Origin of the sequence: Streptomyces sp. ISL-11 (genome assembly GCF_018614525.1) — a bacterium.
Lineage (GTDB): Bacteria > Actinomycetota > Actinomycetes > Streptomycetales > Streptomycetaceae > Streptomyces.
Genome location: NZ_JAGGOL010000121.1, coordinates 1 through 13,738, shown reverse-complemented (window position 1 = coordinate 13,738; position 13,738 = coordinate 1). Strand labels below are relative to the sequence as shown.

The 13,738-nt window shown below is 72.0% G+C and carries 9 protein-coding genes; 1 reads left to right on the top strand and 8 read right to left on the bottom strand.

Annotated elements, in window-relative coordinates; genetic code table 11:
• Positions 1 to 5 precede the first annotated feature (5 nt).
• The 6 genes from J7E86_RS23065 to J7E86_RS23040 all read right to left on the bottom strand — a co-directional run bounded on the left by J7E86_RS23065 (position 6) and on the right by J7E86_RS23040 (position 9,180).
• Positions 6 to 761, bottom strand: coding sequence for an HNH endonuclease family protein (locus J7E86_RS23065; RefSeq protein WP_215083737.1), 756 nt, complete (start codon positions 759 to 761; stop codon positions 6 to 8).
• A gap of 448 nt (positions 762 to 1,209) precedes the next feature.
• Complete coding sequence (mfd, locus tag J7E86_RS23060) at positions 1,210 to 4,737, bottom strand: transcription-repair coupling factor (protein WP_215083735.1); 3,528 nt, start codon at positions 4,735 to 4,737, stop codon at positions 1,210 to 1,212.
• A 127-nt stretch (positions 4,738 to 4,864) separates the two neighbouring features.
• Positions 4,865 to 5,128 carry a hypothetical protein gene (locus J7E86_RS23055; RefSeq protein WP_215083733.1) on the bottom strand — a complete coding sequence of 88 codons (264 nt, stop codon included), beginning with the start codon at positions 5,126 to 5,128 and terminating at the stop codon, positions 4,865 to 4,867.
• Entirely contained in the window at positions 5,121 to 5,480 is a 360-nt protein-coding gene (locus J7E86_RS23050; RefSeq protein ID WP_215083731.1) for a hypothetical protein, read from the bottom strand. Before J7E86_RS23050 ends, J7E86_RS23055 begins: the two co-directional genes overlap by 8 nt.
• 317 nt (positions 5,481 to 5,797) lie before the next feature.
• A complete protein-coding gene (locus J7E86_RS23045; RefSeq protein WP_215083729.1) occupies positions 5,798 to 8,359 on the bottom strand; it encodes an ABC transporter permease in 2,562 nt (853 codons plus the stop codon).
• Positions 8,356 to 9,180, bottom strand: coding sequence for an ABC transporter ATP-binding protein (locus J7E86_RS23040; protein WP_215083727.1), 825 nt, complete (start codon positions 9,178 to 9,180; stop codon positions 8,356 to 8,358). The genes J7E86_RS23045 and J7E86_RS23040 overlap by 4 nt, the downstream gene beginning before the upstream one ends.
• 542 nt (positions 9,181 to 9,722) lie before the next feature.
• On the opposite strand from J7E86_RS23040, the gene J7E86_RS23035 reads away from it, so the two are divergent.
• Positions 9,723 to 11,465, top strand: coding sequence for a lytic transglycosylase domain-containing protein (locus tag J7E86_RS23035; RefSeq protein WP_215083725.1), 1,743 nt, complete (start codon positions 9,723 to 9,725; stop codon positions 11,463 to 11,465).
• Positions 11,466 to 11,507: 42 nt separating this feature from the next.
• On the opposite strand, the gene J7E86_RS23030 is transcribed toward J7E86_RS23035, so the two are convergent.
• On the bottom strand, positions 11,508 to 12,347 hold the full coding sequence (locus J7E86_RS23030) for a cellulose-binding protein (RefSeq protein WP_308312693.1): 840 nt from the start codon (positions 12,345 to 12,347) through the stop codon (positions 11,508 to 11,510).
• Between the two features lie 260 nt (positions 12,348 to 12,607).
• Positions 12,608 to 13,738: SUKH-4 family immunity protein (locus tag J7E86_RS23025; RefSeq protein ID WP_215083720.1), on the bottom strand; the 1,131-nt coding region annotated here is incomplete at its 5' end.

Here is a 13,738-nt window from a genome sequence, read left to right as displayed (position 1 = left end):
GCGGGTCACCGGGTCGTGAAGCGGGCCGGCGCCTCGGTCGGGTTGCCGCCGGAGGGCAGCCTGCGGGTGGGGCACGAGGAGAGGACCTTCACCATCGCGTCCTTCTCCGCGCCGGTCACCCACAGGCCGTACTTCTTCTTCACCGCGACCTGCTGGGCGATGTAGTCGCAGCGGTACGCCTTGTTGTCCGGCAGCCAGGCCGCCGCGTCGCCGTCGCCCTTGCTGCGGTTGGCGGAGGCGTCGGCCGCTATGAGGTTGAGCGGGTCGTTGGCCAGCGCGACGCGCTTGGCATCGGGCCACTGGGCCGCGCCCTTCTGCCACGCGTCGGACAGCGCCACCACATGATCGATGTCGATCTTGCTGCTGCCCCGCTCGAACTTCACGGACTTGCCGGTGTACGGGTCCTTGGCGAGCGTGCCGGAGGTGACCTGGCAGCGGCCGTCGCCGAACTCCACCCCGGTCAGGTCGCGCTTGAGTATGTCGTCGCGGGTGCCGCAGCGGTTGCCGTCGGTGTCGGCCCACGCCTGGCCGAACTTGCTCCGGGTGTATCCCTCCTTGGACGCGTTCTTCTTGACGTCCAGTGAGGAGACGGCCTTCAGGGCGCTGCCGGCGGAGCCCTTGGCGCCGTCCCCTTTCTCCCCGTCCTTCTTCCCGTCACCACCGGAGGAGCATCCGGCGGCGGCGAGCAGCGCGGCGAGGGCGAGAGCGGCGGCGCGGCGGGTGGCGGGCGTACGAAGCGCGGGCGGCGTGAAGCGTGGCAAGGCAGGCGTCCCGTCTGTGAAGCGGCGGCGTGGGCCGGGCACCGGGGCCGCCCCCACCCGAACACGGGAAAGCTGTCCTGGTCACGACATCGACAAACGGCGCGAAAGGCGCACACCCGCTCACCGCACGGACGCCCGCGGCGGCGCGCCCCCCGACCGGGGACGCACACGACCGCGGGCGCCGGGAACCGCCCCTTCCGGGTGCCCTGGGCCGTGCCCGGCGGATCATGTGAGCGGGTGTCGCGGGCGGTGTCGTGCGCACCCCCGCTGCGCGGTGGTGCCCTCAATCTCCCCCAGCTACCGCTGGGAGGTGCCCCCAGACAGGCTGAAAGCGGCTGAGCTCAGCCGAAAATCAAGCCTGTCCGGCGATTGAGGACGCGCCCGCAGGGCGCCCGCCGCCGCAGGCGGCAAAGAAACGGCCCGCGGCCGGAGACCCACCGGACACCGCCTAGCCCAGGATCGTCGTCAGGAACTCACCGGTCCACGCCAGCAGTTCCCGGCCGACCAGCGGCTTGCCGCCGATGGGACGGGTCGCCGGGCGCGGCACCAGGATCTGCCGGGTGGCCGGCTTCATGACCGTCCGCGGATGCAGCCGCTTGAGCCGCAGCTCCTGCGACTCGCGCAGCTCCACCGGCCCGAAGCGCACGTTCGAACCCTGGAGGGTGATGTCCGCGACCCCGCACGCGCGGGCCAGCATCCGCAGCCCCGCGACCAGCAGCAGGTTCTCCACCGGCTCCGGCAGCTTGCCGTACCGGTCGGTGAGCTCCTCACGGACCGCGCGGATGTCCTCCTCGCTGTTGGCGGAGGCGATGGCGCGGTACGCCTGCAGACGCAGCCGCTCACCCGGCGCGTAGTCGTGCGGGACGTGCGCGTCCACCGGCAGCTCGATCTTCACCTCCAGCGGCGGCTCCTCCTCGACACCGCCCTCCACCGAGGCCCGGTAGTCGGCCACCGCCTCACCGACCATCCGGATGTAGAGGTCGAAGCCGACGCCCGCGATGTGACCGGACTGCTCGCCACCGAGCAGATTGCCCGCGCCACGGATCTCCAGGTCCTTCATCGCCACGTACATGCCCGCACCCATCTCGGTGTGCTGGGCGATCGTCGCGAGCCGCTCGTGCGCCGTCTCCGTCAGCGGCTTCTCCGGCGGGTAGAGGAAATAGGCGTACCCGCGCTCGCGGCTGCGCCCCACCCGGCCGCGCAGCTGGTGCAGCTGGGAGAGGCCGAAGTTGTCGCCGCGCTCGACGATCAGGGTGTTGGCGTTGGAGATGTCGATGCCGGACTCCACGATCGTCGTGGAGACCAGCACGTCGAACTTCTTCTCCCAGAAGTCGACCACGACCTGCTCCAGCGCCGACTCGCCCATCTGACCGTGCGCCGTGCGGATCCGCGCCTCGGGAATGATCTCCCGCAGCCGCGCCGCCGCCCGATCGATCGACTCCACCCGGTTGTGGATGTAGAAGACCTGGCCCTCGCGCAGCAGCTCACGGCGGACGGCCGCGCCGATCTGCTTCTGGTCGTACGGGCCGACGAAGGTCAGCACCGGGTGGCGCTCCTCCGGCGGGGTGGTGATCGTCGACATCTCGCGGATGCCGGTCACCGCCATCTCCAGCGTGCGGGGAATGGGCGTGGCGGACATCGTCAGGACGTCGACGTTGGCGCGCAGCTTCTTCAGCTGCTCCTTGTGCTCGACGCCGAAGCGCTGCTCCTCGTCCACGATGACCAGGCCCAGGTCCTTGAACTTCGTCTCGGACGAGAACAGCCGGTGCGTGCCGATGACGAGGTCGACCGAGCCGTCGCGCAGCCCCTCCAGCACGGCCTTGGCCTCGGTGTCCGTCTGGAAGCGGGACAGCGCCTTCGTCACGACGGGGAACTGGCTGTACCGCTCGGAGAACGTCCCGAAGTGCTGCTGGACCAGCAGCGTGGTGGGCACGAGCACCGCCACCTGCTTGCCGTCCTGCACCGCCTTGAACGCGGCGCGCACCGCGATCTCCGTCTTGCCGTAACCGACGTCGCCGCAGACCAGGCGGTCCATGGGGACAGACTTCTCCATGTCCTCCTTGACCTCGGCGATGGTGGTCAGCTGGTCGGGCGTCTCCGCGTACGGGAAGGCGTCCTCCAGCTCGCGCTGCCAGGGGGTGTCGGGGCCGAAGGTGTGGCCGGGGGCCGCCATCCGCGCGGAGTAGAGCTTGATCAGGTCGGCGGCGATCTCCTTGACGGCCTTCTTCGCGCGCGCCTTGGTCTTCGTCCAGTCCGCGCCGCCGAGCCGGTGCAGGGTGGGCGCCTCGCCACCGACGTACTTGGTGACCTGCTCCAGCTGGTCGGTGGGGATGTAGAGGCGGTCGCCGGGCTGGCCGCGCTTGGCGGGCGCGTACTCCACGAGGAGGTACTCGCGGGTGGCGCCCTGGACGGTGCGCTGCACCATCTCGATGTAGCGGCCGACGCCGTGCTGCTCGTGGACGATGTAGTCACCCGTCTGGAGGGTGAGCGGGTCGATGGTCTTGCGGCGGCGGACCGGCATCCGGCCCAGGTCCTTGCTGGCGGACTTCTGGCCGGTGAGGTCGGTCTCGGTCAGCACCGCGATCCTCAGACCGGGGTCGACGAAGCCGCTGTCGAGGCTCGCGCAGGAGACGTGCACGACCGACGGCGACAGCTCGGCGACGTCCGCGTCGAGGCGGGCGGCGATGCCCTCGCCGCCGAGGACCTCCACCGTACGGGCGGCGGGGCCGTGCCCCTCGGTGACGAACACGGTCCGCCAGCCGTCGGCCAGCCAGCCCTTGGTGTCGGCCAGCGCGCGGGCGGTGTCGCCGCGGTAGGTCTCGGGGGCGTGCATGCCGAGCTTGAGGGTGTCGCCCCCAAGGTCCTCATCCGCCGTGAAGGGGCTGACCGACCACCACATCATGCCCAGCTCGCGGGCGCGGTCGCGGACGTCGGCGATGCCCCACAGGGAGGCCGCGTCCACGTCGATGGGGGCCTCGCCGCCGCCGGCGGTGGCCGCCCAGGACGCCTGGAGGAACTCCTGCGAGGTCGCCACCAGGTCCGCGGCCCGGGTCCGTACCCGCTCGGGGTCGCAGACCAGCGCCATGGAACCGGCCGGCAGCACGTCCAGCAGCAGCTCCATGTCGTCCACCAGGACGGGCGCGAGGGACTCCATGCCCTCCACCGCGATGCCCTCGGCGATCTTCCCGAGGAGCTCGCCCAGCTCCGGGTGCTCCTCGGCGAGGGCCGCGGCGCGCCCGCGGACGCTGTCGGTCAGCAGCAGTTCACGGCAGGGCGGCGCCCACAGGCCGTGCTCGGCGGCCTCCAGGGACCGCTGGTCGGCGACCTTGAAGTAACGGATCTCCTCGACGTCGTCGCCCCAGAACTCGACGCGCAGCGGGTGCTCCTCCGTCGGCGGGAACACATCGAGGATGCCGCCGCGGACGGCGAACTCGCCGCGCTTCTCGACCAGTTCGACCCGGGCGTACGCGGCGGCGGCCAGCGCCTCGGTGACCTCGCCGAGGTCGGCGCTCTGCCCGGTGCGCAAGGAGACCGGCTCCAGCTCGCCGAGCCCCTTGACCTGCGGCTGGAGCACGGACCGTACGGGCGCGACGACCACGCTGACGGGCCCGGCGGCCGGATCGTCGGCGCGCGGGTGCGCGAGGCGGCGCAGCACGGCCAGGCGGCGGCCGACGGTGTCGGAGCGCGGGGAGAGGCGTTCGTGCGGCAGCGTCTCCCACGCCGGGTACTCCACGATGCCGTCGGGCGGCAGCAGCGAGCGCAGGGCCGCCGCGAGGTCCTCGGCCTCCCGGCCGGTGGCGGTCACCGCGAGCACGGGGCGCTTGGCCTCCCGGGCGAGGGCGGCGACGGCGAAGGGCCGCGCGGCGGGCGGGCCGACCAGGTCGACGTGCGGCCGGTTGCCGTCGGCCGCGGCCTTCACCGCTTCGGCGAGCGCCGGATCATTGACGACGGCGTCGAGCAGACCGTGCAGGCTCATGGAGGCTTTCCCGTCCCGGGGGTGGACAACGCGAACGACCCGACACGTGCGATACGGGTCGGGGTGACCCCAGCGTACGACGGTGCGCCGACAACCGCGGCCGGGCCGAACGGGCCGGGCCCGCCCGTCAGAGCGGCCAGGGGGTGACGTGGACGATGTAGAGGCGCTGCTGCCGCACGGCAGTGAGGTACTGGAACATTCCGTTCGGGAGGATCTCCTCCCGCAGGCCGGGCGAATGGCCCTGGTAGGCGGTGCCGTCGAGGTAGAGGGCGGCCGCCGCCCGGACCAGTTCGTCGGCGCGCTCTTCCACCAGGGCGACGAAGGCGAGGTTCGGGGTCTCCCCGATCACGTGCCGGGCGTCCGGGTCGTACTCCCAGCCCCAGTCACTCACCGGCGGCCCTCGCACGGGCGGCGTCCATGATCTCCCGGATCTCGTCCATGGCGGCCCGCCACGCCGGGTCCTCCTTGTCGAGCGTCTGGGCGGCGTGCTCGGCGCCGCGCAGGCGCCGGGCGGTGTCCGGGAAACGCTCGACCTCGATCACGGTGGCCCACTTGAGCTGGAACATGGCGATGGGCCCGAAGCTGTTGGCCTGGGTGGCCATCGTGAAAACCGTGTCGCGCTCGGTCGTCATCTCCGCCAGCCGGGACGGCGCGACCTGTGCGAGCGCCGCCCGGAGCGCGGGGAACGTCTTCTCGGGTCTGGGGATCAGCGCCCCACCGTCGTGCACCGGCTGCGTGGTCATACGTCCTCCCAAGGTCGCCCGATCACCGTACGGCAATCCGGCGGGCCGGACGGGCCGGACGGTGACACCCGGGGGCACCCGGAAAACGCCCGGCCCGGACGCGCACCCCCGTGGCGCGTCCGGGTCGGCCCGGCCGAGCGGCCGCCACAAGAATGCCGGTGGCGACGTGCCCGAGGCGTCGCTCCGAGGGCGGATCGCCGGCCCCGCGCCTCCGCCGGACGGCGACCTGGTGTCCTCCCTGAGAGCGAGAAGCCCGGCTCGAACGCGCACCCCCGTGGCGCGTCCGGGCCGGACTTCGTCGGAGGGGCAGCAGGCTGCTAGTCCGTCGCGATCGCGTTCAGGACGTTCATCCGGCCCGCCCGGAACGCCGGGACCAGGGCCGCGAGCAGGCCGACCACCGCGGAGCCGAGGAACACCCAGGTGATCGTCGGCCAGGGGATCTCCAGGACACCGAGGCCCTGGAGGGCCAGGAGCTTGTGGGCCGTGACGCCCCAGGCCATGCCCAGGCCCAGGCCCAGCAGCGCGCCGAAGAGGGCGATGACCACCGACTCCAGGCGGATCATGCGGCGCATCTGGCGGCGGGAGAGGCCGATGGCGCGCAGCAGGCCGATCTCGCGGGTGCGCTCGACGACCGACAGGGCGAGGGTGTTCACGACGCCGAGCACCGCGACGATGATCGCCAGGGCCAGCAGCCCGTAGATCATGTTGAGGAGCTGGCCGACCTGGTCCTTGATCAGCGCCTTGTAGTCGGCCTGGTCACGGACCTTGATCTGCGGGTAGTCCTCGACCGCCGCCTTGAGGGAGGCGGCCGCCTCCTTCGCCTGGCCGTCGGCGGCCTTGGCGAACAGCATCACCGGCGGCGGCATCTTGTCGGCGGGCAGGTACTGCCGGGCGGTGGCGATGTCCGTGTACATCGCGCCCTTGTCGAAGGCGGTGTCGTCCGAGGTGATCGCGGTGACCTTCAGCGCGGCGCGCCGGCCGTCGACCATGGTGACGGGCAGCTTGTCGCCGAGCTTGATCCGGTGGTCCTTCGCGTAGCCCTCGGGCACCGACATGGCGTCCTTGGCGTAGGCGTCCTTCAGCTTGCCCCGGACCGTCTCGATGCGCAGGTCGTCGGCGTACGTGGGGCTGGCGGCGGTCAGCCGCTGGGTGTCCGTCTTCCCGTCGGGCAGGGTGAGCCTGGCGCTGACGGACGCGGTCTCGGTGACGTGCTCGACGTGCCCGGCGGACTTGACGGCCTTGACCATGGCCGGGGTCAGCGGCCCGGTGTCGCCGCCGATGATGAAGTCCGCGCCCACCGACTTGTCGAGCTGGCCGGTCGCCGAGGCGACCATGGAGGAGCCCACCACCGACAGGGCGGCGACCAGCGCGAGGCCGATCATCAGCGCGGAGGCCGTGGCGCCCGTACGGCGCGGGTTGCGCAGCGCGTTGCGCTCGGCGAGGCGGCCGACGGGTCCGAAGATCCGCAGGACGACCGCGCCGAGGGCGCGGACGACGAAGCCGGCCAGCAGCGGTCCGACGACCACGAAGCCGAGCAGGGTCAGCAGCACGCCCAGGCCCAGGAGCGAGGAGCCCGCGCCCGCCTCGTCGGCGTTCCCGCCGGCCAGCAGCGCGGCCGCGCCGGCGGCGGTCATCAGCAGGCCGAGGGCGGCCCGGACCTTGCCGGCCTTGGCGTCGGCGGGGTTGCCGGAGTCGCGCAGGGCGGCCATCGGGGAGATCTTCGAGGCCCGGCGGGCGGGCAGGTAGGCGGCGAGCACGGTGACGACGACGCCGATGAGCAGGCCCACGACCGGGGTGGTGGGCTTGATGGTCAGCTCGGAGGTGTCGAGCTTCATGCCCATCGAGCCCATGAGCTCCATCAGGCCGACGGCGAGCGCGATGCCGCCGCCGATGCCGAGCACCGAACCGACGACGCCGAGCAGCAGCGCCTCCACCAGCACCGAGCGGTTGATCTGCTTCCGGCTGGAGCCGATGGCCCGCATCAGGCCGATCTCGCGGGTGCGCTGGGCGACCAGCATGGAGAAGGTGTTGACGATGAGGAAGATGCCGACGAGGAGGGCGATGCCGGCGAAGCCGAGCAGCGCGTACTTCATGACGTCGAGGACGGAGCCGATCTCGTCCTTGTTCTCTTCGTTGGTCTCGGCGGCGGTGTGCACGGTGTAGCCGGTGCCCACGGCAGCGGTGACGCTGGTCTTGAGCTGCTCGTCGCTGACGCCGGAGGCGGCGGTCAGGCCGTAGGAGCTGTACGCGCCGGTGGTGCCGAGCAGCCTGGCCTGCGCGGTGGGGGTGTCGAAGTAGAGGATGGCCGCGCCGGGGTTGGTCGTCTTGTACGTGGCGAGGCCGACGACCGTCACGGTGAAGTCGCCCGGAGCGGCGGACACGCGCAGCGCGTCACCCGTCTTGACGTGGCGCTTGTCGGCGGTGTCGGAGTCGAGGACGACCTCCTTCGCGCCGTGCGGCTCGTGGCCGGTGGTGATCTCGACGGACTTCTTCTGGCTCTCGTCCCAGTTGGTGCCGATCGTGGGGGCACCGGAGTCGGGGCCGATGCTCTTCTTCTTGGCGTCGGCCGCCGAGATCTGCCGGCTGGTGGCGTGCGGTTCGACCTTGCCGACGCCCTGGACCTTGGCGAGGCGGTCGCGGAGCGAGGCCGGGAGGGTCTGGGGCTTGCCGGTCTCCTGGGCGTCGTCGTTCTTCGGGGGGCTGACGCTGACGTCGGCGGCGGTGGAGGCGAAGAGCTTGTCGAACGTGGCGGTCATGGTGTCGGTGAACACCAGCGTGCCGCAGACGAACGCCACCGACAGCAGCACCGCGACGGCGGAGAGCGCCATCCGGCCCTTGTGGGCCAGGAAGTTGCGGAAGGAGGTCTTGAGGACGGTCACGACACCCGCCCGCGGGCGTCGAAGTCTCCGGGGGTCCGGGGGTCGCCCCCCGGCATGAATCGCAGCATGCGTTCAAGGACCGCGTCCGCGGTCGGGGCGTACATCTCGTCGACGATCCGGCCGTCGGCCAGATACAGCACACGGTCCGCGTAGGAGGCGGCGACCGGGTCGTGGGTGACCATGACGATGGTCTGGCCCAGCTCGTCGACCGACTGCCGCAGGAAGCCCAGCACCTCGGCGCCGGCCCGCGAGTCGAGGTTTCCGGTCGGCTCGTCCCCGAAGATGATCTCGGGGCGGGCGGCGAGGGCGCGCGCCACGGCGACGCGCTGCTGCTGGCCGCCGGAGAGCTGGTTGGGCCGGTGCTTCAGCCGGCCCGCCAGGCCCACGGTCTCCACGACGCGATCCAGCCAGGCCCGGTCGGGCTTGCGGCCGGCGATGTCCATGGGGAGCGTGATGTTCTCCAGGGCGTTGAGCGTCGGCAGCAGGTTGAACGCCTGGAAGATGAACCCGATCCGGTCCCGGCGCAGCCGCGTGAGCCTCTTGTCCTTGAGCCCGGTGATCTCGGTGTCGTCGATGAATATCTGCCCGGAGGTGACGGTGTCGAGGCCGGCCAGGCAGTGCATCAGCGTCGACTTGCCGGAGCCGGACGGGCCCATGATCGCGGTGAACTGCCCGCGGGCGATGTCCACGTCCACGCTGTCGAGGGCGACGACGCGGGTCTCCCCCGCTCCGTACGCCTTGACGACCTGACGGGCCCTCGCCGCGACGGCCGCATGCCCTCCACTGCCCCCGGTCCTGGGAATCGATACGGCGGTAGTCACGGTGAGTCTCCTATGTCTTCAATGTCCACTGCGCCCGCGCTACCGGGTCACCTGCTCAGCCTGCGGGATCCGGGCGCCGGCCACGATGGTGCTCGTCCGTCTATCGGAGGTGGTGCTAGCCCTACCAGCACCCCTCCGGACGCCCACAGAAAAGGCTAGGCAGCGTCTTCCCGGCGCTCCTCCTGCTGCGGTACGAACCGCGCGGGGGAGAAAGTGAGGAACGACCCCTAGGGGAAAAAGCGTTGCCCGCGTCCGTGTCTCAGGGTCGGCCGGGCCCCTGGCGCCCGGGCGCCGGGGCGTGGAGGGGAGTGACCGAAAATGCGTGCACAGGGAACGCGCCTCGGAGCGGACAGGCGCCGGAAACAGCCGGGAAACGGGCGAAGAATCCATTCCGTCCGGGGAACGAAGAGCGAAGAATACGTGAAGCAGTCCCCGCGACAAGACAATTGGGGCCGTCGGGAATTAGTGTTCGGTTCCATGGCCGAGGGGGCATCGTGCGACCCCCTTCGCACCGGCCGACGGCCTCGAAGGAAGCAGCATCCGTGAAGATTCTCCCGACTCGCGCTGCCAGCGTCTCCCGGCAGGGACTGTGCACGGCCCTGCTCATCGCCAGCCTGACCGCCGCGGTCGGCGTCGCCCCTCCGCACAACACCGCCGACGCCGACGACACCGCCCCGGGCCCCGACAACCCGCAGGGGCTGCCGCACGGCACGCCCAACCTCACCCTGCCCGACCTCAAGCCCCGTTCGCCGGGCGGGCGGCCCAAGCCCAGCGGCCAGGACGGCGCCACGGGCATCCCGGCCACGGCCCTGGAGGCGTACCGCAAGGCCGCGCAGGCCATGCAGGCGGAGCGGCCCAACTGTCACATCCCCTGGGAGCTCATCGCGGGCATCGGCCAGGTGGAGTCGGTGCACGGCACCATGGAGGGCAGAAAGCTGCTCTCCAGCGGGCTCAGCGACCGGAAGATCCTAGGGCCCCGCCTGACGGGCGGACAGTTCGCGACGGTGAAGGACACCGACCGCGGCCGCTGGGACGACGACGCCCAGTACGACAGAGCCGTCGGCCCCACCCAGTTCATACCGTCCACGTGGGAGCTGTTCGCCTCCGACGGCAACGGCGACGGCGAGAAGAACCCCAACAACATCTTCGACTCGTCGCTCGGCACCGCCAAGTACTTGTGCGCGAGCGGCCGGGACCTGAACGACCCCAAGGACCTCCGCAAGGCGATCCTCGCCTACAACCCGTCTTCCGAGTACGTCACTTCCGTCACCGCCTGGATGCGCAAGTACCAGAGCGGCAACGTGGCTCCGCTGCCGGTCACCCCCGGCAACCCCTCGGACAGCACGCCGGGCACGAGCCCCGCGCCGAGCACCCCGGGCACCACCCCCACGCCGAGCACGCCGGTCCGGCCGAGCAGCCCGAGCACGCCGAGCACGCCCGCCAAGCCCGGCACACAGAAGCCCACCAAGCCCAGTGAGCCGAGCAAGCCCAGCGAGCCCAGCAAGCCGGGCAAGCCGGGCAAGCCCGGCGACGGCGGCGACAAGCCCACCCCGCCCGCCCCCGTCACCCGCCTCGAACGCCTCGGCGCCGGCACGTGGGAGACCACGGCGGGCGGGACCTTCGAAGGGGCGCTCGTACGGACTCTGGACAAGGCCGGCAAGCCGACCGCCGGCACCCGCGTCCGCTTCGAGATCATCGGCGACACCCAGGCGCGCTTCCACGACGGAAGCACCAGGATCACCGTCAGCACCGGCGCCGACGGCATCGCCCCCGCCCAGAAGATCCTCGCGGGCGACAAGACCGGCCAGTTCACGCTCCACGCCACCGTCGAGGGCCGCGACAGCATCAAGGCCGTCGACTTCTACGCCACCGTCAAGGCCGCCAAGGCCGTCCACGCCGACACCCTGCTCCGCGTCGGCGACGAGCCCCTCAAGGCCACCCCGAACGGCTCCTTCACCGGCCGCATCAAGATCAAGGCGCTGGAGAAGGACAAGGCGGTCAAGGGCCTCGGCGTCAGCGCCACCGTGGCCGCGGCCGACGGGAAGACCGACACCAAGAACGGCCCGTACTTCAAGGACGACGGCAAGCCCGTACGCACCCTCGACCTCGACCCGACCGGCGAGGACGGCGTGCTCACCCTGCCCGAGCTCTTCACCGACGGGAACACCGGCGCCTACACCCTGTGCCTGGCCACCGCCGACGGCACGACGCTCGTCCTGCACCTCACCGTCGTGGCCCCCGAGCCGCAGAAGCCGCCCACCACCCCGGCCACCCCGGCCGGCTGATCACCACCCGCCGTCCCGCCCCACCCGGGGCGGGACGGCACCTCACACGTCTCCCGCGCCCGCGTCCTCCGCGACCGGCTTGCCCGTCAGCGCCGCCAGGCTGTGCCGCACGTGCGCCATGTGCGCCCGCAGCTCCTCGCGCCGTTCCTCGTGCTCGCGCAGCATCCGCTCCGTGTCGCGGTGCACCCGCTCCTCGCGCACCCGCGCGTGCGAGATCAGCGTCGCGCCCTGCGCCTCGGCGTCCTCCTGACCGTGCCGCGCCGCCTCCTCGGCCTCCGCGTACCGGCGCTGCGCCTCGGCCAGGGCGTGCCGCCCGTACTCCTCCATCGCCGCGATCCGCGCCTCCACCGCCGCCTCCCGCTCGGCGAGCTCGCGCCCGGCCACGTCCCATCGCTCGGCGTGGTCCTGCTCCTGCTCCGCCAGCGCCGCCGCGGTCCGCTGCCGCATCTCCTTCAGCGCCGCCAGTGCCGCGCCCCGCTGCTCCTTCACCTCGCGCCGCGCGACCGCCCGCACGTCGTCGGCCACGGCCTGCGCCGCGTCCAGCGCCTGCCGCGCCCACTCGTCGGCCTCGGCGCGCAGCGTCGTCGCGTACGTCTGCGCCGCCTCGCGCACCGCGTGCCCGTGGCCGTTCACCGCGTCCATCAGCTCCGCGGCCGCCGCCTCCGCGCGCTCGCGCAGCCCCGCCGCCTCGGCCTGCGCCGTGAACAGCAGGCCCTGCGCCCGGTGCCCGAGCGACTCGTACGTCTGCGGCGGGAGCTGCTCGACCACCCGGCCCAGCCGCGCGACCTCCTCCTCCATCTCCCGCGTCAGCACCGTCAGCCGCGCCGCCCGCTCCCACGCGGCATCGCGCTGACGCGCGAAATCGACGAGAGCGCGCTCCACCTGATCAGGTCGGTAACCACGGCCCCGTACCACAGCGAAACCGTCGGGAGATACCGATGCACTCATCCTGAAGCCCCTTATATCCCGGATAACCGGTATGTGACGCGGTCCGGCGCACATCATTCCTGGACAACGGAAATGTCCGAAACGCGACACTCCGCCCGCTTCTTCTGTCAAGAATGCGCCAGCCGACACCACAGGGCGCCCGACCCCCCACCAAGGGTCGAGCGCCCTGCGTCCTCAACACATCGGCCGGCCCCCTAGAACAGACCGTCCCACATCTGCTCCACCAGCACGGCCCACCAATTCTCCGGCGACGACAACGCCGCCGCGTCCAGCGCCAACAGCTGCTCCTGGAAGTCCACGGTCCAGCGCCCGGCCTGCTCCGGGGTCAGCCCGTAGCGCCAGCGCCACATCTTCCCGAGCAGAGCCAAAGAGCGTACGAACTGAGGAAGGCTCGTGTTGACGAACTGCGGCGGCACCGGCCCACCGTCCGGCCCCGCCTCCAGCGGCACCGCCACGATGTGCGCCGTCCCGTACTGCACACACAGCTGACGGCCGAAATCACTGCCCATCACCAGATACGAACCCGCGTCCGGCGCCGGCCGCACACCCCGCTCCGCCGCCAGCTCCGCCAGCGTCGGCACCGGCCGGCCCGGCTGCGCCTGACCCCAGAAGAACGGCCCGAAGTCCACCGGCAGCCCCGCCCACACGAGCGTCTGCGCCACGACCTCCGGCACGCCCTGCCGCGACACCGCACGCTGGTCGAACCGGAACACACCCTGCGGACCGAACGACTCCGCCAGCTCGTGCGCGACAGCCTCCGGACCCACCGGCGGCGCCTGCCGCACCTGGCCCGGATGCGGCAACGGCACCCGGTTCGGCGCCGGCCGCGCCGGCCCGTCGGCGACCTGGTGCAGCTCACCCTGATGCGCCACCAGATGACGCACACCCTGCTGCCGCGTCAGATGATCCCGCCCGTACCCGGCCGTATGACTGACCCTCACCTGCGGCCACGTCTCGCGCACCATGCGCGCGCAGTAACCGCCCGGCAGGTCACACGACTCCAGCTCCGTGTGCAGCTCCAGCACCTGCTGCGGCGGCACGTTCATCGCCCGCAGCTCGTGCAGGATCTGCCACTCCGGGTGCGGCGTGCCCGGCGCGCTGCGCCGGATCAGCTGCTGCTCCGAACCGTCGGGCGCGCGGTAGCGCAGTACGGCCATGTAGCCGGGGCCGACGGTCGGCAGGCCGGTGGGGGCCTGGGGATAGCCGTACGCGGGTGCGGCGGGTGCGGCGGGGGCGCCCGGGGTCCCGGGGCCCGCGAGCATGGTGGCCGCGTGGTGCACGTTGCCGCCGGGCCCGGCGGGGGCGCCGGGAGCACCGGGCGCTGC